Annotated in this window: 21 protein-coding genes; 9 read left to right on the top strand and 12 right to left on the bottom strand. The window is 64.0% G+C overall.

Translation table 11 applies throughout. The features are described from left to right. Nucleotides 1–20: 20 nt before the first annotated feature. Both ubiB and ubiE read right to left on the bottom strand, forming a co-directional pair. A complete protein-coding gene (gene ubiB, locus IVB42_RS08330; protein ID WP_026233022.1) occupies nucleotides 21–1,595 on the bottom strand; it encodes a 2-polyprenylphenol 6-hydroxylase in 1,575 nt (524 codons plus the stop codon). Beyond that, entirely contained in the window at nucleotides 1,592–2,353 is a 762-nt protein-coding gene (ubiE, locus tag IVB42_RS08325) for a bifunctional demethylmenaquinone methyltransferase/2-methoxy-6-polyprenyl-1,4-benzoquinol methylase UbiE (protein WP_247295877.1), read from the bottom strand. Before ubiE ends, ubiB begins: the two co-directional genes overlap by 4 nt. An 81-nt stretch (nucleotides 2,354–2,434) precedes the next feature. Between ubiE and mutM the strand changes: the two genes are divergently transcribed. After that, a complete protein-coding gene (mutM, locus tag IVB42_RS08320; RefSeq protein ID WP_247398873.1) occupies nucleotides 2,435–3,340 on the top strand; it encodes a bifunctional DNA-formamidopyrimidine glycosylase/DNA-(apurinic or apyrimidinic site) lyase in 906 nt (301 codons plus the stop codon). A gap of 270 nt (nucleotides 3,341–3,610) precedes the next feature. Here the strand turns inward: mutM and IVB42_RS08315 are convergent, their stop codons facing one another. After that, nucleotides 3,611–4,354, bottom strand: coding sequence for a ParA family protein (locus tag IVB42_RS08315; RefSeq protein ID WP_085362015.1), 744 nt, complete (start codon nucleotides 4,352–4,354; stop codon nucleotides 3,611–3,613). 239 nt (nucleotides 4,355–4,593) lie between these two features. Here IVB42_RS08315 and ggt point away from each other — a divergent pair, with 239 nt between their 5' ends. Then, nucleotides 4,594–6,273, top strand: coding sequence for a gamma-glutamyltransferase (ggt, locus tag IVB42_RS08310; RefSeq protein ID WP_247370542.1), 1,680 nt, complete (start codon nucleotides 4,594–4,596; stop codon nucleotides 6,271–6,273). Nucleotides 6,274–6,350: 77 nt separating this feature from the next. On the opposite strand, the gene IVB42_RS08305 is transcribed toward ggt, so the two are convergent. Continuing rightward, nucleotides 6,351–7,709 (bottom strand): serine protease, encoded by a 1,359-nt coding sequence (locus IVB42_RS08305; RefSeq protein ID WP_026233023.1) that lies wholly within the window; start codon nucleotides 7,707–7,709, stop codon nucleotides 6,351–6,353. 229 nt (nucleotides 7,710–7,938) lie between these two features. On the opposite strand from IVB42_RS08305, the gene moeB reads away from it, so the two are divergent. Further along, a complete protein-coding gene (gene moeB, locus IVB42_RS08300; RefSeq protein WP_018455782.1) occupies nucleotides 7,939–8,742 on the top strand; it encodes a molybdopterin-synthase adenylyltransferase MoeB in 804 nt (267 codons plus the stop codon). Between the two features lie 9 nt (nucleotides 8,743–8,751). On the opposite strand, the gene IVB42_RS08295 is transcribed toward moeB, so the two are convergent. Further along, nucleotides 8,752–9,759: an aldo/keto reductase gene (locus IVB42_RS08295; protein WP_018455783.1), complete on the bottom strand. Its 1,008-nt coding sequence runs from the start codon at nucleotides 9,757–9,759 to the stop codon at nucleotides 8,752–8,754. Nucleotides 9,760–9,874: 115 nt separating this feature from the next. Between IVB42_RS08295 and IVB42_RS08290 the strand changes: the two genes are divergently transcribed. Then, the gene (locus IVB42_RS08290; protein WP_247295885.1) at nucleotides 9,875–10,786 is read left to right on the top strand and encodes a LysR family transcriptional regulator; all 912 of its coding nucleotides are present in this window, start codon (nucleotides 9,875–9,877) and stop codon (nucleotides 10,784–10,786) included. 3 nt (nucleotides 10,787–10,789) lie between these two features. Here IVB42_RS08290 and IVB42_RS08285 read toward each other — a convergent pair whose 3' ends face one another. Then, complete coding sequence (locus IVB42_RS08285; protein ID WP_018455785.1) at nucleotides 10,790–11,791, bottom strand: D-glycerate dehydrogenase; 1,002 nt, start codon at nucleotides 11,789–11,791, stop codon at nucleotides 10,790–10,792. A gap of 326 nt (nucleotides 11,792–12,117) precedes the next feature. On the opposite strand from IVB42_RS08285, the gene IVB42_RS08280 reads away from it, so the two are divergent. Further along, nucleotides 12,118–12,648 (top strand): SH3 domain-containing protein, encoded by a 531-nt coding sequence (locus IVB42_RS08280; RefSeq protein WP_026233024.1) that lies wholly within the window; start codon nucleotides 12,118–12,120, stop codon nucleotides 12,646–12,648. Between the two features lie 133 nt (nucleotides 12,649–12,781). On the opposite strand, the gene irrA is transcribed toward IVB42_RS08280, so the two are convergent. Beyond that, complete coding sequence (gene irrA, locus IVB42_RS08275; protein ID WP_018455787.1) at nucleotides 12,782–13,273, bottom strand: iron response transcriptional regulator IrrA; 492 nt, start codon at nucleotides 13,271–13,273, stop codon at nucleotides 12,782–12,784. 355 nt (nucleotides 13,274–13,628) lie between these two features. Between irrA and fabA the strand changes: the two genes are divergently transcribed. The 3 genes from fabA to fabI all read left to right on the top strand — a co-directional run bounded on the left by fabA (nucleotide 13,629) and on the right by fabI (nucleotide 16,369). Continuing rightward, nucleotides 13,629–14,150, top strand: coding sequence for a bifunctional 3-hydroxydecanoyl-ACP dehydratase/trans-2-decenoyl-ACP isomerase (fabA, locus tag IVB42_RS08270; RefSeq protein ID WP_007603915.1), 522 nt, complete (start codon nucleotides 13,629–13,631; stop codon nucleotides 14,148–14,150). A 39-nt stretch (nucleotides 14,151–14,189) separates the two neighbouring features. Next, entirely contained in the window at nucleotides 14,190–15,413 is a 1,224-nt protein-coding gene (gene fabB, locus IVB42_RS08265; RefSeq protein ID WP_026233025.1) for a beta-ketoacyl-ACP synthase I, read from the top strand. Between the two features lie 155 nt (nucleotides 15,414–15,568). Continuing rightward, nucleotides 15,569–16,369, top strand: coding sequence for an enoyl-ACP reductase FabI (gene fabI / locus IVB42_RS08260; protein ID WP_026233026.1), 801 nt, complete (start codon nucleotides 15,569–15,571; stop codon nucleotides 16,367–16,369). 88 nt (nucleotides 16,370–16,457) lie between these two features. On the opposite strand, the gene IVB42_RS08255 is transcribed toward fabI, so the two are convergent. The 4 genes from IVB42_RS08255 to IVB42_RS08240 all read right to left on the bottom strand — a co-directional run bounded on the left by IVB42_RS08255 (nucleotide 16,458) and on the right by IVB42_RS08240 (nucleotide 19,744). Next, entirely contained in the window at nucleotides 16,458–17,345 is an 888-nt protein-coding gene (locus tag IVB42_RS08255; protein WP_240550533.1) for a hypothetical protein, read from the bottom strand. A gap of 72 nt (nucleotides 17,346–17,417) precedes the next feature. Next, entirely contained in the window at nucleotides 17,418–18,224 is an 807-nt protein-coding gene (locus IVB42_RS08250; RefSeq protein WP_247398875.1) for a hypothetical protein, read from the bottom strand. 121 nt (nucleotides 18,225–18,345) lie between these two features. Then, nucleotides 18,346–18,810, bottom strand: coding sequence for a GNAT family N-acetyltransferase (locus tag IVB42_RS08245; RefSeq protein WP_018455792.1), 465 nt, complete (start codon nucleotides 18,808–18,810; stop codon nucleotides 18,346–18,348). A gap of 7 nt (nucleotides 18,811–18,817) precedes the next feature. Beyond that, a complete protein-coding gene (locus IVB42_RS08240; protein WP_247469949.1) occupies nucleotides 18,818–19,744 on the bottom strand; it encodes a hydrogen peroxide-inducible genes activator in 927 nt (308 codons plus the stop codon). A gap of 114 nt (nucleotides 19,745–19,858) precedes the next feature. Here IVB42_RS08240 and katG point away from each other — a divergent pair, with 114 nt between their 5' ends. Continuing rightward, nucleotides 19,859–22,027: a catalase/peroxidase HPI gene (katG, locus tag IVB42_RS08235; RefSeq protein ID WP_026233027.1), complete on the top strand. Its 2,169-nt coding sequence runs from the start codon at nucleotides 19,859–19,861 to the stop codon at nucleotides 22,025–22,027. Nucleotides 22,028–22,103: 76 nt separating this feature from the next. Here katG and pnp read toward each other — a convergent pair whose 3' ends face one another. Then, the gene (gene pnp, locus IVB42_RS08230; protein ID WP_018455795.1) at nucleotides 22,104–24,257 is read right to left on the bottom strand and encodes a polyribonucleotide nucleotidyltransferase; all 2,154 of its coding nucleotides are present in this window, start codon (nucleotides 24,255–24,257) and stop codon (nucleotides 22,104–22,106) included. Nucleotides 24,258–24,557: the final 300 nt, after the last annotated feature.

Below are 24,557 nucleotides of genomic sequence, written 5' to 3'. Positions count from 1 at the left end.
TTCGCATGATTGCACTGCAATCAAAGATTCCGGACGGCGATCAGGATGCCGATGAAGGTCGCGGCGATGATCCAGAGCGCCACGGTGCGCCAACGGTTCTTGCGGCCTTCGCTGCGGCCCATCGCCGCGATGCTCTCCGGCGACAGCCGGATGCCCTCCCGGGTCATGGTCTCCAGCTGTTCGAGCACCGTAACCGAGCGCGCGGCGATATCAGGCAGGCGCATCAGGATGCGCGCGAGATCGCCGGTGCCGGAGATCGCGCCCTGGACCCGGCCGATCGGACCGAGATTGCGCTCGATCCATTCCCGCACCACGGGGTCGGCGACCTTCCAGATGTCGAGCTTGGGATCGAAGCCGCGTGCCACGCCCTCGACCACCACCATTGTTTTCTGGAGCAGGATCAGCTCGGGCCGCGTGGTCATGTCGAACAGGCCGGTGACCTCGAGCAGCAGCGTCAGCAGCCGCGCCATCGAGATCTCTTCCGCCGTGCGGTTATGAATGGGCTCGCCGATGGCGCGGATCGCTTGCGCGAAGTTCTCGACCGAGTGATGCGCCGGGACGTAGCCTGCCTCGAAATGCACTTCCGCGACACGACGATAGTCGCGGGTGATGAAGCCGAGCAGGATTTCGGCAAGGAAGCGCCGCTCCTTCATGCCGAGCCGGCCCATGATGCCGAAATCAACCGCGACGAGGCGACCGGCGTCATCCAGGAACAGATTGCCCGGATGCATGTCGGCGTGGAAGAAGCCGTCGCGCAGCGCGTGGCGCAGGAAACTCTGAATCACCTTGCGGCCGAGATCGGGCAGGTCGACCTGCGACTCGGCCAGGCGCTTGTGATCGTTCAGCGCGATGCCGTCGATCCACTCCATCGTCAGCACGTTGTGCGTGGTGCGGTCCCAGTCCACGGTCGGTACGCGGAAATCAGGATCGTCGCGCGTGTTCTCCGCCATCTCCGACAGCGCCGCGGCCTCGAGGCGCAGGTCCATCTCCATCGCGACCGAGCGCGACATGGTGTTGATGACCTCGATGAGACGCAGGCGCCGCGCCTCGGACGAATAGGACTCGGCCTTGTATGCGACGAAGAAGAAGTCGGAGAGGTCGCGGCGGAAGCGTGCGGCCACGTTGGGGCGCAGCACTTTCACGGCGACCGCCTTGCGGATGCCATCGCGCAAGACTTCGCCGCGATGCACCTGTGCGATCGAGGCCGCTGCGACCGGCGCACTGAGGCTCGCGAATACGTCCGTCAGCGGACGCTCCAGCGACGTCGCGATCACGGCTTCCGCTTCGACTTGCGAAAACGGCGGCAGGCGATCCTGCAGGCTTTCCAGATCGCGCGCCATGGCAACGCCGACCACATCGGGGCGCGTCGCCAGAAATTGCCCGAGCTTGAGATAGGCCGGGCCCATCCGGGTCAGCGCGCGCGACAGCCGAGGCCCGTCCTTAGGGCCGCCCCGTTCGACGATGCGCGCAAGCTTCAGCGCGAGCTGTCCGGGCGGCGGCACCAGGCTGGGATCGACGGCGCCGAACACGCCCTCGCGCGCGAATACGAACGCGGCGCGCATCAGGCGCGCACTATGGGTTATGGCAGAGATCACAAACGCCAGCCCGAATGCAGTGCGACGATGCCGCCGGACAATATCTGCCAGTTCACGCGGGCGAAGCCGGCATTACGGATCATATCGGCGAAGGCGTTGGGTCTTGGGAACTTGCGGATCGACTCGACCAAATATTGGTAGGACTCGGCGTCACCCGTGATCATGCGGCCGAGCGGCGGGATGACCTTGAACGAGAACAGGTCATAAAGACGATCGAGTCCGGGCATCTCGACGGTGGAGAATTCCAGACAGAGGAAGCGGCTGCCTGGCTTGAGCACGCGATAGGCCTCGGCCAGCGCGAGATCGATCCGAGGCACGTTGCGAATGCCGAAAGCGATCGTATATGCGTCGAAGCTGCGGTCGGCGAAGGAGAGCGCTTCCGCATTGCCCTCGACGAAATCGACCTGGGTCTTGAGATGCCGCTTTGCGGCGCGCTCGCGGCCTACCTCCAGCATCCCGGAATTGATGTCGCAGACGGTGGCATGGAAGCCGGGGCCTGCGGCCTTGGCGGCGCGGAACGAGATGTCGCCGGTGCCGCCGGCAACGTCGAGCAGCGCGAACCGCCGGTCGCCTCGCGGCGGGTCGAGCGCGGTGATCATGATGTCCTTCCAGACCCGATGCAGGCCACCGGACATCAAATCGTTCATCAAATCATAGCGCGACGCCACGCTGTGAAACACATCGTTCACCAGCGTCTGCTTGTCGCCCAGGGGGACGTCCCTGAAGCCAAAATGCGTGGTTTCGCCCGGCCGATCCATTACTCTACTCCACGAGGCGGACCATAGCGCGCCCGCCGCAATGGCGCTATCACACCGCTCTCATAAGGTGAATGCCTGACCATGCCCGAATTGCCCGAAGTCGAGACCGTCCGCCGCGGCCTTCAGCCTGTCATGGAGGGTGCGAAAATCCTGGTCGCGGAGACCCGCAGGCCTGATTTGCGCTTTCCTTTCCAGCCGGACTTCGTGGCCCGACTGAAGGGGCAGGTCGTCACGGGGCTCGGCCGCCGTGCAAAATATCTCATGGCCGATCTCACCTCCGGCGACGTGCTGTTGATGCATCTGGGCATGTCGGGTTCGTTTCGCGTCATCAAGCCGGACAACGAGGCGGCGCCGGGCGAGTTTCACTATCCGCGAGCCAAGGACTCCGCGCACGATCACGTGCTGTTTCGGATGTCCTCCGGCGCCGACATCATCTTCAACGATCCGCGCCGCTTCGGTTACATGAAAGTGATCGCGCGCAGCGCGCTCGACGAGGAGCCGCTGCTGCGCGGGCTCGGGCCCGAGCCGCTTGGCAACGAATTTGACGCCGCGATGCTGGCGCGATCCTGCGCCGGCAAGACCACGAGCCTGAAAGCCGCGATGCTCGATCAGCGCGTGGTCGCCGGGCTCGGCAATATCTATGTCTGCGAAGCCCTGCATCGTTCGCATCTGTCGCCGCGCCGGATCGCCGCGACGTTGTCGACCAAGGCCGGACAACGCAAGGGCGTTGCCGGGGGCGAGCCGACCGACCATGCAAAGCGATTGGTCGGCGCGATCCACACCGTGCTGAACGACGCCATCAAGGCCGGCGGCTCCAGCTTGCGCGATCATCGCCAGACCTCGGGCGAGCTCGGCTATTTCCAGCACTCGTTCAAGGTCTACGATCGCGAGGGCGAGAAATGCACCTCGCCGCGATGTGGCGGCATCGTCAAGCGTTTTACGCAGAACGGCCGGTCGACCTTCTGGTGTCCGAAATGTCAGAAGTGAAAATCAGGCTCGTATCCGAGAGGTCGTAAGTTCAGCGGCGGTGACGAGCCCACCACGACCGTCATTGCGAGCGCAGCGAAGCAATCCAGAAGCTTTCCAACGAAGCAGTCTGGATTGCTTCGTCGCAAAGCTCCTCGCAATGACAGCGGAGATAGAGTTTCCCAAAAACGCGAAGCGAAGCAATCCGGCCGGGCTGGTGGCCGGATTGCTTCGTCGCTAAGGCCCTTCCGGATGGTGAAGGTCCGGCTGCCATCCGAGCGATACCCCCGCTCAGGACGCCAGTATCGTAGTTTCATCGGCGGCCAGCTCGGCGGCGACGTGCAACATTCCGTCCGCGGCCGCGATGACCTGGTCGATCAAGACATTGGTCGTGACGTCGAGCTCGAGCCGGGTCTCAATCCAATGCCAGAGGCCGCGGATCTCCTCGGTCGACTTGCCGTTCGGCGCGAATTCGCTCACCGCAAGGCCGCTGGCGAGCGAGTCCTGGTGATCGTTGCGCATCACGATCAGGGGACGCGCGAGCACCTCGGCGAGATCAAGCGCTGCTTCCTCGGCGAGCGTGTTGGCGGCGTTGTCGATGCGCTGGCCGCGGATCGGGGTTTGGTTCAGCACGAAGCTGTAAGGCCGCTTCCAGGCGCGCGCGACGCTCAGCGTCGAAACGGTCGCTTCGATGTCGGCGACGCTCGGGCGTGCCGGGATCAGGCAGAGGTCGGAATGGCGGATCGCGGCGGTGGTCGCGGCGCTGAGGCCGGCGGCGGTATCGACGATCGCAATCTGGAGACCGCCGTCGGCGAGCATCTTCAGGCGCGGCTCGATATCGGCGGCGTGATAGATCGGCTCGACGACGAGATCATCGGTGGTGCGGCGGCGCTGCCAGTTCGACAGTGTGCCCTGCGGGTCGGTTTCGATCAGGCGAACGGTGAAGCCGGCCTGCTTGGCTGCCAGCGCGAGGCCGATGGCGAGCGTGCTCTTGCCGCTGCCACCCTTTTGGGTGGCCAGTGCGATCGTGTGCATTGAAGATCAATCCTTTGGAGTGCTTGGGTCTCGGGAAACGCCACGCGAACGTGCATCGATCTCGATGCTGAGCTCTTCTCGCTCAGGACGTGCCGGCCCGATCCAAAGGGGATCGCGGAGGTCCGAATCAGCAGTCACGATGATGGCGGAATCGGGAATGCCAACGAATCCGTACCATTACTGGACCCGTACTCGTCCGTGTGCTGTGCTTGCAGCCGTGAATAATAAGGACAAGCGGCATGGGCGGAAACTGGCGCGACCGGACGGCGACGAATTTCGAATGCCAGAAGATGCCGGCGGTATCGAGCCGCGGCATGGTGGTCAGCAACCATCCACTGGCCTCCAGCGCCGGCGCGGAGATGCTGGCCGCCGGCGGCAACGCCATCGACGCCGCGATAGCGACCCTGTTCACGCTGACCGTGGTCGAGCCGATGATGGTGGGCATCATCGGCGGTGGCATGGCGCACATCCGGCTCGCCGACGGCAGCCACCGTTTCATCGACGGACAGAGCACCGTGCCCGCGGCGGTGCTTGACACCAGCTACACCCCCACGCCGGGTTCCGCGCATGATGTGTTCGACACCGTCGGCAATGAAAATCTCAACGGACCAAAGGCGGTCGCCACGCCGGGCTCGCTGAAAGCCTGGTGCGAGACGCTGCGCTGCTTCGGCACCATGAGCCTTGCCGACGTCATGCAGCCCGCGATCAAGCACGCCGCGCGCGGCTATGCGACGACACCCTATCTGCACGAATGCATCACCGAGAGCGCCGCCGAGATGCGCAAGGACAAGCCGATCGCGGCGATCTATCTGCCAGACGGCGAGCCGCTCAAGGTCGGCGAGCGCGTGGTACAGGCCGAGTATGCCGAGACGTTGCGGCATATCGCCGACCACGGCGAAAAGGCGCTCTATGAGGGGCCGCTTGGCGATATCCTGGTCGACTATATGGAAAAGGCCGGCGGCTTCATCCGGCGCAACGATCTCACCAGCTACAAGACCGTCGAACGGCAGCCGATCCGCGCCGATTACCGCGGCTGGACTATCTTTGGCCCGCCGCCGCCCGCGGCTTCCGGCGTGCATATCGCACAGATGCTGAACATCCTGGAAGGCTACGACATCCAAGGCCTCGGCTTCGGTACGCCCGAGACCATCCACTATCTTGCCGAGGTCCTGAAGATCGCATTCGCCGACCGCGCCGCGGCCAGCGGCGATCCTGATTATGTCGGCGTCCCCGTGGAGCGGCTGACCTCGAAGGCCTACGCCGAGGAGCGCCGCGCTGCGATCGATCCGGCACGGGCGCAGAGCTGGGGCGCCGGCGTGTCGCAGCTTGAAGGCGCTCACACCACGCACATGACGGCGGCGGATGCGTTCGGCAACGTGGTTGCGACCACGCAGACCATCAACAATCTGTTCGGCGCCAAGATCATGATCCCGGGCCTGGGCGCCATCGCCAACAACTACATGAACCTGTTCGATCCGCGTCCAGGCCACGCCCTGTCGCTGGCGCCGGGCAAGCGGGTGACGACCTCGATGTCGCCGATGATGGCACTCCGTGATGGAAAGTTGCGCTATGCGCTCGGCTTGCCCGGCGGAAAACGAATCTTCCCGAGCGCGATGCAGGCGCTGCTCAATCTGATCGACCACGGTATGAGCTTGCAGGAAGCAGTCGAGGCGCCGCGGGTCTGGACCGAAGGCAATGCGCTTGAGGTCGAGCAGAGGGTGCCGGAGAGCGTGCGCGCGAAGCTCGCGGAGCTCGGCCACAAGGTGCAGCCTGTCGCGGCAGTCGCCGGCGGCATGAATGGTATCGCCTTCCACGACGACGGCACCATGAGTGGCGCCGCTTGCTGGCGTGCGGACGGCACGCCGGTCGGGATCTCGGGTGGTCTTGCGAAGGCCGGGATCAGGTTCAGGCTGAGCTAGGTCTCATGCCCCGGACGCAGCGCAGCGCTTCTTCAGCGGCGCGCATTTCATGCCGCACCGCGCCCGGGACACGAGAGCTACTTGCGCACGCAGATCACGCGCACGACAGCGGCTTTCGCATCTGTGGACGTTCCGTTCGCCGCGACACCGTTCGCCTTCAGGAAATCGCGCACCGTCTCCGCGGAGACCATCACCGCCTGCGACGCCGGCACCGACGTCGCGGGGCCCGCAACCATCGCCGGCTTCAATAGTGCGATGCCGGCGAACTTGCCGTCGCCGTCGATGGCGGGGCTGCCGGAGAAGCCGACAGACGGTGGCGGTGAGAGTGGGGAATCGCCACCACCGACGGATGCCAGCGTAGCCTTGAGGCTCGACACACCCGCGGCTCCGCCCTGGCTCTGCGGATCCGCGATACCGATGACATCGACACTCGTCTTCGCTGCGCCGGCCGCGAGGTTGAGGGGCTCCAGGCCGCGGGCGCCGTAAATATGCAGCAGCGCGAGGTCGTGTTCCCGGTCCTCGGCGAGACGGTCGGCGCTGCCATAGCCGGCGATCGTGATCGCGAGGCAGCTATCAGTGACGAGGCGGTCCGTGAGGATCGCGCCATCGTCGCTGACGACAATGCCGGTGCCATATTCGACGGTCTTGCGTGGCGGCGGCCCCGCCTGTGGCCCCGACGGAAACGCGTTGAAGGCGCTCGACATCGCGATCACGACCGGCTCGACCGTGTTCTCGGTCGCCTGATCGTAGAGGATCGTCATGATGCGGACCTCGTCACCCCTGGAGGTGCCGCGCAAATAGAATTTCTTCAGGCCCTGCAGACCCGACAGCACGAAGAAGTCGGGCTTTACCACGGTGTAGTCGACCTTGCGACCCGGCTCTTTCTTCTCCGCTTCGGCAAGCTTGGCTGTGGTCGGGTTCGCCTCCTTGCGGCGGCTGAGCAGAACCTGCACCGTGCCAGTGGGCGAGGTCCATTTCGAGCCGTTGGCGTCGGTCGCCTGCTGCGGCACCAGCTTTGAGGGAATGCCGAGCCGCGCGCCGCTGGTCATTTCCGTCACGATCTTCCAGCCGACGCTGTCCTGTTTGCGGCGCGCGGTCTCGGCGAGCGCTGCGCGTTCCTGCGGATTGAGCACGCCGGTCGCCTTGCCGCCCTTGGCCTTCTGATACTCCTTGATGGCCTCGACCAGGCGCGCGCTGACGTCGCCGGTGATGGCGCCGTTATACTGGCCGACCCAGGCGAGGTCGGACTGCAGCGACAGCCGCTCCGCCTGCGCCATGGCATCGGCCGTCGCAGCCGGCGTCTGCAATGCAGGAGGCCGGATCGGAACGGTCTGGACCGGCTTCGGCTTGGTGCCGGGAAGCTGCGGTGTCGTCATCTGGGCGTTCGCGCCTGTCGCAGCCGCAAACATCAGTGTTGCCGCAAGCATCGATCTCATGACAAATCCAGCCCGCCCATTGAACGCAATGCCATTGAAGCACATCTCGTTGGTCGCGAACAATGTTGCGGTGGTTCAGACCGGCAGGAGAGGTCTAGCTCCTCATCCTGAGGAGCCGCGTAAGCGGCGTCTCGAAGGATGAAGGCCGTGCAGCCGCAGCGGGGCCTGCATGGTTCGAGACGGCGCTTCGCGCCTCCTCACCATGAGGAGAGGATCTGGAAGGATAACGATGCTGAGCCCGGACGAACTCGAACGTTATGCCCGCCATATCGTGCTGCGCGATGTCGGTGGCCCCGGCCAGGCTGCGCTGAAGCGGGCCTCCGTGCTGGTGATCGGCGCCGGCGGGCTCGGTGCGCCCGCTTTGATGTATCTGGCGGCCGCCGGCATCGGTACGCTCGGCGTGGTCGATGACGACGTGGTGTCGCTGTCGAACCTCCAGCGCCAGGTCATTCACACCACGCCCGATATCGGCCGGCACAAGGTCGAGAGCGCGGCCGAACGGATCTCGGCGCTCAACCCGCATGTCCGCTTCGTCGGTCACGCCACCTGGCTCAATGCCGACAATGCGCTGTCGCTGATCGGGGACTATGACCTCGTGCTCGACGGCTCCGACAATTTCTCGACCCGCTATCTGGCCTCGGACGCCTGCTTCTTCGCCAAGAGGCCGCTGATCACGGCGGCGCTCGGCACCTTCGATGGCTCGCTGACCACCATCCGCGCGCATGAGACAAACGAGCAGGGCGAATTCAATCCGACCTATCGCTGCCTATTCCCGGAAGCGCCGCCGCCCGGGACCGTGCCGGCGTGCGCGGAAGCCGGCGTCATGGGCGCGCTCGCGGGCGTGATGGGCTCGATGATGGCGCTGGAGGCGATCCGCGAGATCGTCGGCTTTGGCGACGGCCTCGTCGGCCGCCTCCTGATGATCGATGCGCGCGCGATGCGCTTCGAGACGCTGCGTTACGCGCGCGATCCCGCCAATCCGCTCAATGGCGATGGGCCTGTGATCACCGATCTCAGCGCCCATCGCACTTGATTGCAGACGTTATGCTGTGGCCGGCTTCTCGCTGTCGAGATGCGCCATCTGCTCAGCGGCGTAACGCGTGCCGGCAGCGACATCGGGCGGGAAGGCCGTTGCCAGCACGGCGAGATGAGCCGGCGTCAGCGTGACCTTGGCCGCGCCGAGTGCTTCGGTGAGGCGGTTGCGGGTGCGGGCGCCGACCAGCGGCACGATCTGCTTGCCTTGCGCCGCCACCCAGGCGATCGCGACCTGTGCCGGCGTCGCGCCAATCTCAGCGGAGATGGCGCGCAGCTGCTCCACCAATGCGAGATTGGCATCGAGATTCGATCCCTGGAAGCGCGGCGTCATCAGCCGGTAGTCCTTGCCTGTCTTGCCGGAGTCCTTCGACCAATGGCCGCTGATGAGGCCGCGCGCCAACACGCCGTAAGCCGTGATGCCGATGCCGAGCTCGCGGCAGGTCGTCAGGATGTCGCGTTCGATGCCACGCTCGATCAGCGAATATTCGATCTGGAGATCGGCGATCGGGTGCACGGCATGCGCGCGGCGGATGGTGGCGGAGCCGACCTCGGACAGGCCGATATGTTTGATGTAGCCGGCCTTCACGAGATCGGCGATGCCGCCGATGGTCTCCTCGATCGGAATGTTGGGATCGAGCCGCGCCGGACGGTAGACGTCGATGTAGTCGGTGCCGAGCCGCTGCAGCGAATAGGCTAGGAAGTTCCTCGTTGCGGCCGGCCTCGTGTCCATGCCGGTGAATTCGCCGGCAGGACCGCGCAGCGCACCGAACTTGACACTGATCTGCACCTTGTCGCGCGGCACCTCCTTGAGCGCTTCGCGCACCAGCATTTCATTGTGGCCCATGGCGTAGAAATCGCCGGTGTCGACCAGGGTAATGCCGGCATCCAGTGCGGCGTGGATCGTGGCGATGCTCTCGCCGCGATCGGCGGGGCCGTAGACCTCGGACATGCCCATGCACCCGAGACCGAGAGCGGAGACGGTGGGACCGGTCGAACCGAGTTTGCGCTGTTCCATGATGGCTCTCCTCGAAAAGGCGCTGACTGCGCCGCGTGACGAGGCCTGATATGCGCTTGATCGATTGCGCCGATAAGCTGGACAATCGAGAATGGCTTGTTCACATTAACGAACAATGGCTGAGCCCGACCTGCGTGATCTCGACGTCTTCATGGCGGTCGCCCGCACCCGCAATTTCCGGCGCGCGGCGATCGATATTCGCGTGTCGGTGTCGAGCCTTAGCCAGCGATTGCGGGACCTGGAGGAGCGCCTCGGCGTCCGCCTGATGAACCGCACCACCCGCAGCGTCGCCCTGACCGAGGCGGGCGAGCTGCTGCTGTCGCGCGTGGCTCCGGCGCTGCGCGATGTCGGCGAGGCCCTCGATCAGGTCCGGGGCCTGCGCGAGATGGCCTCGGGCCGGCTGCGCATTAACGCGCCGCCACCCGCGGTCGATCTCGTGCTGGCCCCCATGATCGGGCCGTTCCTTAAGGCCTATCCGCAGGTCGACCTCGAGATCGTTTCCGAGAGCGGGTTTGTCGATATCGTCAGCGCGGGCTTCGATGCCGGCGTACGTTATGGCGAGCATCTCGCGCAGGACATGGTCGCGATCTCGCTCAGCGGCCCGCAGAGCTATGTCGTAGTCGCTTCGCCCGATTACCTCGCGCGCCGCGGCAAGCCGGAGCATCCGAAGGATCTGCTCGACCATAATTGCATCCGCGCCCGCTACTCCAGCGGTGTCATGCACGATTGGGAGTTCGAGAAGGCCGGCCAGCTGGTGAAGGTCGATCCGCCGGCAAAGCTGATCTCGACCAACATGGGCCTTTCCATGCGCGCCGCGCTCGACGGCGCCGGCATCTGGGCGACGCTTGATGGTTATGTCGGCGAAGCCCTGAAGTCCGGCGCGCTCGTCAGTCTGATTCAGGATTGGTGCGAGCCGTTTCCCGGGCCGTTCCTGTACTATCCAAGCCGGCGACAAACGCCGCCGGCGCTGCGGGCCTTTATCGATTTCGTTGCCGACTGGCGCAAGCGCGAAACACGCAGCAAATAGACCTCACAGCATGCTCGGCAGCACGCGATCCGGCGGCTTGTGCGCATCGAGGAAGGTTCGGATGTTGATGATCACCTTCTCGCCCATCTCGACGCGGCCCTCGATCGTGGCCGAGCCCATATGCGGCAGCAACGTCACCTTGCCGGCCTTGGCGAGCCGCACCAGCTTCGGGTTCACCGCGGGCTCGTGCTCATAGACATCGAGGCCGGCGCCGCCGATCTCGCCGCCTTCGATCAGCTTGATCAGCGTGTCCTCGTCGGTGACCCCGCCGCGCGCGGTGTTGACGATGTAGGCGTCCTTGCGAATAAGCTTCAGCCGGCGCGCCGACAGCAGATGGTAGGTCGCCGGCGTGTGCGGACAGTTCACCGAGATGATGTCCATCCGTGCCAGCATCTGGTCGAGGCTTTCCCAATAGGTCGCGCCCAGCTCTTCGGCGATCTTCGGCGCCACCGGCCGACGATTGTGGTAGTGGATCTGCAAGCCGAAGGCGCGGGCGCGGCGTGCGACCGCCTGGCCGATGCGGCCCATGCCGATGATGCCAAGGCGCTTTCCGCCGATGCGATGGCCGAGCATCCAGGTCGGCGACCAGCCCGGCCAGGGTTTTCCTTCCGTCAGGATCGAGGCGCCTTCGATCATCCGCCTGGGCACGGCGAGGATCAGCGCCATGGTCATGTCGGCGGTGTCTTCGGTCAGAACTTTCGGCGTGTTGGTGACGGTGATGCCGCGGGCATGCGCGGCCTCGACATCGATGTTGTCGACGCCGTTGCCGAAATTCGCGATCAGTTTCAACCTGCAGTCGGGCTGGTTGACGATGTCGGCGGAGATGTGGTCGGTCACGGTTGGGACCAGCACGTCGGCGGTACGGGCGGCTTCCGCGATCTGCTCGGGCGACATCGGCGTGTCGTCGAGATTGATCCGCGCGTCGAACAGCTCGCGCATCCGGGTCTCGATCGAATCCGGAAGCTTGCGCGTCACCACGACGAGGGGCTTTTTCTTCACCGACATGTCCTGCCCTCATGAGGCGTTGCGAGCCGCCTCTGTCGCCAAAGGCCGGCCGTTGAGGCCTCATTAACCCGGTTGTTCGACACTGCGCTTGCCGTGTCGTCCCCGGCGTTTCCTTCAAGCTCTCCCGACATTTCCGGCCGGAAAATCGGGACAAACCGGTTGTTCAGATGTCCGTCCTCTCTAGCAGAAGGCCGGGCCAAGACAAGAACCACGGGTAAAGGGCTCGGGAACACCCGCGTGGGGCGGGGTCAGGGGCGACAGCGGCCTGGTTTGGGAATTTAGGGCGAGGGACCGGCTCGGCCGGACCTTCGACAGGAGACGGGTTGATGGCGTTGGGGCGTTTTTGTTCGGTGATGGCGCTCGTTTGCACCTGGTTGAGCGCTTCGGTCAGTCCCGGGCATTCGGCAAAGGACAACACCCCTCAGACGGCCTCAGGCCTCCCGGTGCCGCGCTACGTCAGCCTGAAATCGGATCACGTCAACGTCCGCGCCGGCCCGACCAAGGACAACGACGTCGCCTGGGTCTACACCCGTTCCGGCCTGCCGGTCGAAATCACCGCCGAGTTCGAGAACTGGCGCCGGGTCCGCGATTCCGAGGGCGCCGAGGGTTGGGTCTATCACTCGCTGCTGTCGGGCCGCCGTACTGCTGTCGTCACCATGAAGCACAAGGACGAGCTCGCGCCGATCTACGACCGCGCCGATCCCGAGAGCGCGGTTGCGGCCAGGCTCCAGGCCGGTGTCGTCACCCAGGTGAAGAAGTGCACTGCAAACTGGTGCCGCGTCAGCGGTAACGGCTTTGACGGCTGGATCCAGCAGGAGCGCCTCTGGGGCGTCTACTCGGACGAGCAGGTGAATTGATCTGGGAGGGAGCGGAACTGTTGCTCCACCGTCATGCCCGGGCATCCACGCATTTTTCGACGCCTGACCGAATAACGTGGATAGCCGGGACAAGCCCGGCCATGACGATCAAATCAGCAGTTCAGGATAGATCTCAGCGCTTCTTGCGCAACCGTACGACCATGTCGATGCGGGCGATCTCGTAACCCGCGGGCACCTCAGGCATCTTGGACAGCGCCAGATGCGGATCCTCGATGTCGACCAGCTCATGGCTGTTCTCGAGGTAGTAGTGATGGTGGGTCGTGACGTTGGTGTCGAAATAGGTCTTGGTGCCGTCGACGCTGACCTGACGCAGCAGACCGGCATCGGTGAGCTGGTTCAGCGTGTTGTAGACGGTCGCCAGCGAGACCGGCACCTTGGCCAGCGTCGCTTCCTCGTAAAGCATTTCAGCCGTGAGGTGACGTGCACCCTTGCCGAACAGGAGCCAGCCGAGCGCCATGCGCTGGCGCGTGGGGCGAAGCCCTGCGGACTGGAGCATTTCGTTGACGTCGTGCCACGGGCAGCCGGTCAACGCCGGCTGGCGGCCGGACATAAGAGCCGCCGCATGGGCCTCTTCGTCGCGATGGGGCGCGTTATTTTCGTTCATTTCCAGCTTCGGGCACGCGTGAACACTGTCGTTGCCCAACATATATGGAGAGATAGATGCAGATGCAAGTTTCTCGCAACTAGAGCGGTTCTAATCAGGCAGGGAACCGGGGTGGCGGCCCGTCATTTTACCTTCATGAGAGCGCTTTGCTACCCGAAATGGCCTGTGTTAGAGAGCCCGCGGTTCCGCTTAACCCATTTTGGCGCGACCCGGCATTGAGGGCCGCTCGCTATCCATCCAGGGTCCTTCGGTATTCTCGTCTGACAATGGCAACAGATGTCGCCTTTCGAACAGGATGGGGCCCATTTTCGCCGGAAACGCCGCTCAATCGGGGTTTGAACACAAAGGCTTCCGCATGCTGAACAGGCGCAACGGTTACGAATATGAAGATCTGCTGGCATGTGCCCGCGGCGAGATGTTCGGCCCTGGCAATGCGCAATTGCCGCTGCCGCCGATGCTGATGTTCGACCGCATCACGGACATCAGCGAGACCGGCGGCGAATTCGGCAAGGGGGTGGTGCGCGCCGAGCTCGACGTGAAGCCCGACCTCTGGTTCTTCGGCTGCCACTTCAAGAACGATCCGGTGATGCCCGGCTGCCTCGGGCTCGATGCGCTGTGGCAAATGGTCGGCTTTTATCTGGGCTGGAGCGGCGGTGAAGGTCGCGGTCGCGCGCTTGGCCTGAACGAGCTGAAGTTCAGCGGCCAGGTGCTGCCGGAGGCCCGCAAGGTTGTGTACAACATCGATATCAAGCGCGTGATGCGTTCAAAGCTGGTGCTCGGTATCGCCGACGGATGGCTTTCGGTGGATGACCAGATTATCTATCGCGCAAAGGATTTGAAGGTCGGCCTGTTCAAGCAGGGCACGAGCCTGGGCTGAGCGCATCACCACGAAGACAACGATTGAGGCGAGGCTGTCATGAGGCGGGTTGTGGTCACCGGGATGGGCATTGTCTCCTCCATCGGAAACAACACCCAGGAGGTGCTTGCGAGCCTTCACGAGGCGAAGTCGGGCATTTCGCGGGCTGAAAAATATGCCGAGCTCGGCTTCCGCTCCCAGGTGCAGGGTGCGCCGACGCTCGATCCTTCGACGGTGGTCGACCGCCGCGCCATGCGTTTCCTCGGTCAGGGCGCGGCGTGGAATCACGTCGCGATGGAACAGGCGATCCAGGATTCCGGTCTTTCGCCCGACGAAATTTCCAATATTCGCACCGGCATCATCATGGGCTCCGGCGGTCCGTCGGCGCGCACCATCGTCGAAGCCGCCGACATCACCCGCACCAAGGGACCGAAGCGTGTCGGGCCGTTTGCAGTGCCGAAGGCGATGTCCTCCACGGCCTCCGCAACGCTTGCGACCTGGTTCAAGATCAAGGGCGTGAACTATTCTATCTCGTCGGCCTGCGCGACGTCGAACCATTGCGTCGGCAATGCCTATGAAACGATCCAGATCGGCAAGCAGGACGTCATCTTCGCCGGCGGCTGCGAGGAGCTGGACTGGTCGCTGTCGGTGCTGTTCGACGCCATGGGCGCGATGTCCTCGAAGTACAACGACACGCCTGCGACGGCCTCCCGTCCCTACGACGTCAACCGCGACGGCTTCGTGATTGCCGGCGGAGCCGGCGTGCTGGTGCTGGAAGAGCTCGAGCATGCCAAGGCGCGGGGCGCACGCATTTACGGCGAGATCGTCGGCTATGGCGCGACGTCCGACGGCTACGACATGGTCGCACCATCAGGTGAGGGCGCCGAGCGCTGCATGCGCATGGCGATGTCGACCGTGAAGACCAAGGTCGACTACATCAATCCGCACGCGACATCGACCCCGGCCGGCGATCCGCCGGAGATCGACGCACTCCGCAGGGTGTTCGGAAGCGGCGAGAAGTGCCCGCCGATCTCGGCGACCAAGGCGCTGACCGGTCACTCCCTGGGCGCAACCGGCGTGCAGGAAGCGATCTATTCGCTGCTGATGATGAACAATGGTTTCATCTGCGAGAGCGCCCACATCCAGGAGCTCGACCCCGTGTTCGCCGACATGCCGATCGTGCGCAAGCGCATCGACAACGTCAAAATCGGCACCGTGCTGTCGAACTCCTTCGGCTTCGGCGGCACCAACGCCACGCTGGTGTTCAGCCGGCTGGATGCGTAATTTTGGCACGCTGTCATGCCCCGCGAAGGCGGGCATCCAGCACGCCGCAACTTCTCGATTTGCAGTAATCGCCTCGAAATACTGGATCGCCTGCCCCAGTGCGCAAGTGCGCGCAAGGCGGGCGATGACGCCGGAATAATGGGAGCTATCAGGCAATGGAAGGTTTAATGAAAGGCAAGCGCGGTCTGATCATGGGCATCGCCAATGATCATTCGATCGCCTGGGGCATGGCGAAGACGCTGCATGCCCACGGCGCCGAGCTTGCCTTCACCTTCCAGGGCGAGGCGCTGGGCAAGCGTGTTAAGCCGCTGGCGGAGCAGCTTGGCGTCGACATGGTGCTGCCCTGCGACGTCGAGGACATCGCCAGCGTCGACGCCACATTCACGGCCTTGCGCGAAAAGTGGGGCCGGCTGGATTTCGTGATCCACGCGATCGGCTTCGCCGACAAGAACGAGCTCAAGGGTCGCTACGCCGACACCAGCCGCGAGAATTTTTCGCGCACCATGGTGATCTCCTGCTTCTCCTTCACGGAAGTGGCAAAACGCGCCGCCGAGCTGATGACGGAGGGCGGCAGCATGATCACGCTGACCTTCGGCGCCTCGGAACGCGCGATGCCGAACTACAACGTGATGGGCGTGGCCAAGGCGGCGCTGGAAGCCTCGGTGCGCTATCTCGCCTCGGATTTCGGACCGCGCGGCATCCGCGTCAACGCGATCTCCGCCGGCCCGATCCGCACGCTCGCCGGCTCCGGCATCGGCGAGGCGCGCGCGATGTTCGCCTTCATGCAAAAACATTCGCCGCTCCGCCGGGGCGTGACGCTCGACGAGCTCGGCGGCTCGGCGCTGTATCTGTTGTCGGATCTCTCCGGCGGCGTGACCGGCGAGATCCACTATGTCGATTCCGGCTACAACACCGTCCTGATGCCGCGGCCGGACGATTTGAAGGCGCAGGATTAGCTCTCGTAGAGTGGGCAAAGGCGCGCAAGCGACGTGCCCACGATTTCTCAATAATCGAGACCAGTTCCTGCTGCGAAGGACGTGTCGATCAGCGCGCGTCGCTGTTGCGCGCCGCTCGTTGAACCCCGATCAGCAGCGGCAGCGTCTTGTCGAGGCTTTCCGTCAGCATGGCACGCACGTCGTCGCGCAGTGCGGGATTGTCGGCGGCATCTTCAGGGCGGGTTGGAAACGATTCTGCGGGTAGTTCGCGATAGGGGCCGCCGATTTGCACGCCCAGGAGCCTCTGCACCATAAGGGAATGATGCGTGTTGATCAGCGCAGAACTCTGTCTGACAACGGAGAAGTCGCGCCCATCGAAGATGCGGACAAACGCCAGGGCGTAGAGATAGATGCGACGCCCGAGCACCACATCATGGTTGAGGATGCCGAAGCCGCGGACCGTATAGTTGGATGACCCGAAAGGGCTGATTGAATTGAGGATCTGGATGTAGTGCCGGCAATTCGTTCCTTTCACGACGTCGCGCATGTATTGGGCCAGCTCCGCATTGAGATCGCGGAACAACCTGTCCTTCAATGTGTCCTTGGACTCATCGCGGGGAGGAAATTTCGCCGGGTTGTAGGGGATTCTCAGAACGGACACGCCGGCAGGGATCGTGGCGCGAATCCGCGCGAAGATCAGATCATTGAGTCCCCAGCCCGGGATCGGGACGACCGTCTTCTTGTGCTGAAATACGGTCAGGCCGGTCGTCAGCACGGTGAACTCATCGCCGGTGGTGACGACGACACCGAAGTCGCACGGGCCGCCGACCACGGGAGCGGGTTTGCCCGTCGCTTCACGCCGCGTGGTCGTCTTGTTGTTGCTTTGCTTGACGGCTGATCCTGCCGTTTCCGCCCCTGGTGGTACCAATTTGGTCTGCGCCCAAGCAGATGTCGAAAAGCACCACGCGACGGCCGCAAGGACGACGAGCCGGGCCAAAACGTCAAATGCAGCCCAGCCGCAGGAAGCGGACGAGCGATAGTCTTTGTCGCGTCCCCTCGGCAAAGGCGCTTACTCGCCCTTGATATACGCGGGTAGATACCTGTCCAGCTGGGCCGTGAGCAGGCTGCGTGTGCTGTCACGCAGCAATGCACTGCTGGTCACCTGTTCAGGGGTCTTGGGAAATTCGAGATTGTTGAGGATTTGCATATTGTCGTTCTTGTTGGAGAAACTCGAAGCAATCACATCGCCGAAGCTGCGGGTAGGCGCCCGATGGATGTCGAAAGTCCGTCCGTCAAAAACGTTTATGCGGAAATAGGAAACCACGACGCCGCGCCCGGAAGGGCTCGCCCAATTCTTGTAGACCCCGAGGCCCTCGATTGATTGATTGGTGCCATCCACCGAAACGCGGGCTTTCGTGGCTACGACGTAGCGTTCGCAATTTGCAGCTCCGGCGATCTGCCGCACCAGCGCCGTCAGGTCGTCGCGGTCATTGCGGAACAGTTTCGCTTCCGGATGATAGTACGGCCTGAAGGCTCCGCTTGCGTAAGCGACCTTTCGGACAGCCGTGCCGGGAGCCGTGGCGCGAACCCTCGCGACGAACAGATCATCGATACCCCACGTCTCGATCGGCGCCTCCATATACTCGTTGCCGAACATCGTGAGGCCGACATGTTGCACCGAGAACTGGTCTCCGATCGCGGAAATGACGCCGATCTGACAGGGGCCGCTCTCCGCCGCAACTGGCTGTTGTGCAGCCGGTTTGGCCTTCGGCGCCGCCTTCTTGACTGCCTTCTTGGCTGGCGCCGCCGTCTGAGCGGGAGGCGCGGTGGTTGCGGGAGGGGTTTGCGCGGCTGCCGTGGTGAGCAGGGACAGCAACGCGATCAGCGAGACAGCAATTCGAAGCATCGATTCCGGGAGATCAGGGGCAGGAGGACGGCGGATACGCCACAGTAAATTGGAACCGTGACAACCGCAAGCTGCACCAGGCGACCACTGCCTATCCGGCGGGTCGCTGCCGCCGCCACCGATAATACTTCATCATGAATCCGTTCGACGGCTCGACCTCTTCTTTCTCGAACACAAAGCCCTCGCGCTCGTACCAGCGCCAGGCTTTTTCGTTCTCGCGGATGCAGCGCAGAGACATCTCGTCGGGCATTTGTGTGCGCGTGAAGCCAAGCAATTGGCGGCCGAGCGATTGGCCCTGATAGGCGGGCGCGACGAACAGCATGTCGAGATAGAGTTTTGGCAAATGCAGCGCCAGCATCGCGGCGATCGTGCCGTCGTCGTCGGCGACGAACAGGCTCCAGCCGTCCTCGGTCTCGCGCCGGATCCGTGCACGCAGGTTTGCCAGCAGGAAGTCGCTCGTCTCGCCGAGGCCGGTCGAGACCCAGCTCTCCATCCAGATACGGCCGATCTCGTCGTATTCGTCCGCGCGGGCTGGGCGAATGATGGGATGCGACATCGAGGCCTCAGGTTGGCTTGCTGCGCACGGATGGACGTGCGCGCACCTTGCCCGCCGACAGGCACACCACCTCGGAGATTTGCAGGAGTTGCCGCGCCAGCGGGCTGGTCTTGCGCCAGACCATGCCGATGGTGCGCGACGGCTGCGGGTCGCGGAAGCGCGCGAGCGAGACCGAGGCCGATCGCGTCTCAACTGACACCGCCATCTCGGGGATCAACGTGACGCCGATGCCGGCGCTGACCATCTGGACCAGCGTCGACAGCGAATTGGCATCCAGCATCTCGCGTGGCGGCGCCGATTGCATGTTGCAGAATGACAGCGCCTGATCGCGGAAGCAGTGCCCCTCTTCGAGCAACAGCAGCCGCATCTCGCGCATCGTCTCCCGCGACGGTGCCGGCGTTCCCTCATCCGCACTCGGCCGCACCAGCAGGAATTTTTCCTCGAACAGGGCGACCTCGGTGAGCGAGGGCTCGGACACCGGCAGCGCCACGATGGCGGTATCGAGCCGACCCTCCACCAGTTCCTGAATCAGCCGCGGCGTCATCGTCTCGCGCACGCGGATGTCGAGCTCCGGATGCATGCGCGTCAGATTCTTGGTGATCGTCGGCAGCAGATAGGGCGCGATCGTCGGAATCATGCCGATGCGCAGCCGTCCGGAGAACCGGTCCTGCGAGGCGCGGGCGAAATCGCCGAGCTCGTCGACCGAGCGCAAGATGTCGCGGACGCGCTGCGCGAGCTCCTCGCCAAATCGGGTCAGCGCCACCTGCCGGGCGCTGCGCTCCAGCAGCAGACCGCCGAGCGCCTCCTCCAGCTCCTTGATCTGCATCGACAGGGCAGGCTGCGAGATCGAGCAGGACTCAGCCGCGCGGCCGAAATGACTGTGACGGGCCAGGGCGTCGAAATACCGGAGCTGGCGCAGCGTGAGGTTTAGCATCAGAAAATCTTATCGCTGCGATCATTAAAGTCAACTTCCCCTGATCGAACGTGAAGCTTAGAGTGTTTCTACCTGGTCAAAGGCGCGAGTTCGACGCCACCAGAGGAGGTATTCATGGACGACACTTCAAAGTGCCCGTTTTCGGGTGGAAAACGTGTGCCGGCGAACCGCGATTGGTGGCCGACCCAGCTCAGCATCGAGATGCTGCACAAGAATTCCGCCAAGTCCGACCCGATGGACAAGGACTTCGACTACGCCAAGGAATTCAAGTCGCTCGACCTGAACGCGGTCATCAAGGACCTGACCGCTCTGATGACGGAATCGCAGGAATGGTGGCCCGCCGACTTCGGTCACTACGGCGGCCTCATGATCCGCATGGCCTGGCACAGCGCGGGCACCTACCGCACCACCGACGGTCGCGGTGGCGCCGGCGCCGGACAGCAGCGTTTCGCGCCGCTCAACAGCTGGCCCGATAACGCAAATCTCGACAAGGCACGCCGTCTGCTCTGGCCGATCAAGCAGAAATACGGCCGCAAGATTTCCTGGGCCGATCTGATGGTGCTGGCGGGCAACGTCGCGCTGGAGTCGATGGGCTTCAAGACCTTTGGCTTTGCCGGCGGCCGCGTCGACGTCTGGGAGCCGGAAGAGCTCTATTGGGGTCCGGAAGGCACCTGGCTGGGCGATGAGCGCTACAGCGGCGAACGCCAGCTCGCCGAGCCGCTCGGCGCGGTGCAGATGGGCCTCATCTACGTCAATCCGGAAGGCCCGAACGGCAAGCCGGATCCGATCGCCGCGGCCAAGGACATTCGCGAGACCTTTTTCCGCATGGCGATGAACGACGAGGAAACCGTCGCACTGATCGCCGGCGGCCACACCTTCGGCAAGACCCACGGCGCCGGCGATCCGTCGCTGGTCGGACCGGAGCCGGAAGCGGGCGCGCTCGAAGATCAGGGCCTCGGCTGGAAGAGCAAGCACGCGTCGGGCATTGGCGGCGATTCCATCACCAGCGGTCTCGAGGTGACCTGGACCACGACGCCGACGAAGTGGAGCAACAACTTCTTCGAGAACCTGTTCAAGTACGAATGGGAGCTGACTAAGAGCCCGGGCGGTGCGCAGCAGTGGACGGCCAAGGGCGCCGAGGCGATCATTCCCGATGCCTTCGACAAGTCCAAGAAGCATCGGCCGACGATGCTGACGACCGACCTCTCGCTGCGTATGGATCCGGCCTATGAGAAGATCTCGCGCCGCTTCCTCGAGAATCCCGATCAGTTCGCGGACGCCTTCGCCCGTGCCTGGTTCAAGCTCACCCATCGCGACATGGGTCCGGTGGTGCGCTATCTCGGTCCGCTGGTGCCGAAGGAAACCCTGATCTGGCAGGATCCGATCCCTGCTGTGAATCACGAGCTGGCCAGCGAGCAGGATATCGCCTCGCTGAAGACCAAGATCCTGGCCTCGGGTCTGTCGGTCTCGGAGCTGGTCTCGACCGCCTGGGCGTCGGCCTCGACGTTCCGCGGCTCGGACAAGCGCGGCGGCGCCAACGGCGCGCGTATCCGCCTCGCCCCGCAGAAGGATTGGGAAGTGAACGAGCCGGCTCAGCTCTCGAAGGTCCTGGGCAAGCTCGAAGCGATCCAGAAGGACTTCAACGCGTCATCCGGTGCGAAGAAGGTCTCGCTGGCGGACCTCATCGTGCTCGGCGGCACCGCCGCGGTCGAGAAGGCCGCCAAGGATGCCGGCGTCGACGTCAAGGTCGGCTTCACGCCGGGCCGCATGGATGCCTCGCAGGAGCAGACCGACGCCGCTTCGTTTGCTCCGCTGGAGCCGCGGGCCGATGGCTTCCGCAACTTCATCGGCAAGCGGCAGCAGTTCATGATGCCCGAGGAGGCTCTGGTCGATCGTGCGCAGCTGCTCCGGCTTACCGGCCCGGAGATGACGGTGCTCGTCGGCGGTCTGCGCGTGCTCGGTGCCAATGCGAACGGTTCGAAGAACGGCGTCCTCACCTCGAAGGTGGGAACGCTGAGCAACGACTTCTTCGTCAACCTGCTCGACATGAGCACGCAGTGGACGCCGGCCGGCACCGACGGCACCTATGAGGCCCGCGACCGCAAGACCAACGCGGTCAAGTGGACCGGCACGCGCGTCGACCTGATCTTCGGCGCACACTCGCAGCTTCGCGCCTACGCAGAGGTCTATGCCACGTCGGATTCCAAAGAGCAGTTCGTCAAGGACTTCGCCAAGGCCTGGACCAAGGTGATGAACCTCGATCGCTACGACATCGCGGCCTGATTCCAAAGTTCGGCAAGCGACAAACAAAAAGGGCGGCCGCGAGGCCGCCCTTCGTGTTTCTGGCAGGTAGCGAGATTTACTCGCCGGCCGCTTCGCGCGCGGGCTGCTGGCTCTCGCCCTTGCCCTCGAGGTCTTCGCCGGTCTCCTGGTCGACCACCTTCATCGACAGGCGGGTCTTGCCGCGGTCGTCGAAGCCGAGCAGCTTGACCTTGACCTTGTCGCCTTCCTTGACGACGTCGGAGGTCTTCTGCACTCGCGCCGAGGCGAGCTGGCTGATGTGGACAAGGCCGTCCTTGGAGCCGAAGAAGTTCACGAAAGCGCCGAACTCCATCACCTTGACGACGGTGCCGTCATAGATCTGGCCGACTTCCGGATCGGAGGCGATCGACTTGATCCACTTGATCGCGGCCTTCATCGCCTCGCCGTCGCTGGAGGCGACCTTCACGGTGCCGTCGTCCTCGATGTTGACCTTGGCGCCGGTCTTCTCGACGATCTCGCGGATCACCTTGCCGCCGGTGCCGATCACTTCGCGGATCTTGTCGGTGGCGATCTTGAAGGTCTCGATGCGCGGCGCGTATTCGCCGAGCTCGGCGCGGGCGTTGGTGAGCGCCTTCGACATCTCGCCGAGGATGTAGATACGCCCATCCTTAGCCTGACCGAGCGCGACCTTCATGATCTCCTCGGTGATGCCCTCGATCTTGATGTCCATCTGGAGCGAGGTGATGCCCTGCTCGGTACCGGCGACCTTGAAGTCCATGTCGCCGAGATGGTCCTCGTCACCGAGGATGTCCGAGAGAACCGCGAAGCGCTTGTCTTCGAGGATCAGGCCCATTGCGATGCCCGCGGTCGGCCGCTTCAACGGCACGCCGGCGTCCATCAGCGCGAGCGAGGCGCCGCAGACCGATGCCATCGACGAGGAGCCGTTGGATTCGGTGATCTCCGACACCACGCGCGTGGTGTAGGGGAATTCGTGGTGCGGCGGCAGCACCGGGTGGATCGCACGCCAGGCGAGCTTGCCGTGGCCGATCTCGCGGCGCTTGGTACCGCCGAGGCGGCCGGTCTCACCGACCGAGTAGGGAGGGAAATTGTAGTGCAGCAGGAACGTCTCTTTGTACGTTCCCGACAGCGCGTCGATGTACTGCTCGTCCTCGCCGGTGCCGAGCGTGGTCACGACCAGCGCCTGGGTCTCGCCGCGGGTGAACAGCGCCGAACCGTGGGCGCGGGGCAGCACGCCGACTTCGGCGACGATGTTGCGCACGGTCTTGGAATCGCGGCCGTCGATGCGCTTGCCGGTGTCGAGAATGTTCCAGCGAACGATCTTGGCTTCGAGCTCCTTGAACACGCCGCCGATGCGCAGCTTGTCGTATTTCGGCTCTTGGCCTTCCGGGAAGTAGTGCGCGATCACCTTTTCCTTGACCTTGCCGACCGCGGCGTAGCGATCCTGCTTGACCGGAATGGCGTAGGCGGCGCGCAGTTCCTGCTCGACCATGCCGAGCATTTCCTTTTCGAGCGCCGAATTGTCGATCGCGGTGACCTCGCGCGGCTCCTTCGCGGCCTTTTCGGCGAGCTCGATGATCGCGTTGATCACCGGCTGGAAGTGGCGGTGACCGAACATCACGGCGCCGAGCATGATCTCTTCGTTCAGCTCCTTGGCTTCCGATTCCACCATCAGCACGGCGTCCGCAGTGCCGGCGACGACGAGGTCGAGCTGAGTGTCGACCATCTCGTCGAGCGTCGGGTTGAGGATGAACTCGTCATTGGCGAAGCCGACGCGCGCGGCGCCGATCGGGCCCTTGAAGGGAGCGCCCGACAGGGTCAGCGCAGCCGATGAGGCCACCAGCGCGACGATATCGGGATCGTTCTCCATATCGTGCGAGAGCACGGTCACGATCACCTGGGTCTCGTTGCGCCAGCCGTCGACGAACAGCGGACGGATCGGACGGTCGATCAGGCGGGAGACCAGCGTTTCCTTCTCGGTCGGACGACCCTCGCGCTTGAAATAGCCACCGGGAATGCGGCCGGCTGCGTAGGTCTTCTCCTGGTAGTCGACGGTCAGTGGCAGGAAGTCGACGCCTTCACGCGGTGACTTCGCGGCAACGACGGTGGCGAGCACCACGGTCTCGCCGTAGGTCGCGACGACGGCGCCGTCGGCCTGGCGGGCGATCTTGCCGGTTTCAAGCTTGAGAGGGCGTCCACCCCAGTCGATCTCGACTGAATGCTTATTGAACATAGAGGTCTTCTTTCATGGGTTCTCGAAAGAAGGACGGGTCGAAAAACAAAAACCATGCGCAAGATTGCGGGACGTTGATCGAAGCGGGCGATCAGCGTCCTGCGATCCTGCCATGGTTTTTGGATTTCGGATGGCGTCCATCCCTTCGGGTCATACGGGCGCCTTGCCCGTTGTGCCCAGCCGCCGGATTGCTGCTGGACTGTCAGTCGGCACGAACGCGAACACCGAAGCGCGGTGTTCGCCCATCATGCCCGGATGCTCGCCGTCAACGGCTCGCATCCGACGCGCACGCAGCCTCGA

The organism is Bradyrhizobium sp. 45, assembly GCF_023073155.1.
In the GTDB taxonomy this organism is placed as follows: Bacteria; Pseudomonadota; Alphaproteobacteria; order Rhizobiales; family Xanthobacteraceae; genus Bradyrhizobium; species Bradyrhizobium canariense_D.
The sequence above is the reverse complement of the archived record's forward strand: the minus strand, read 5'-3'. Positions and strand labels throughout refer to the sequence as shown.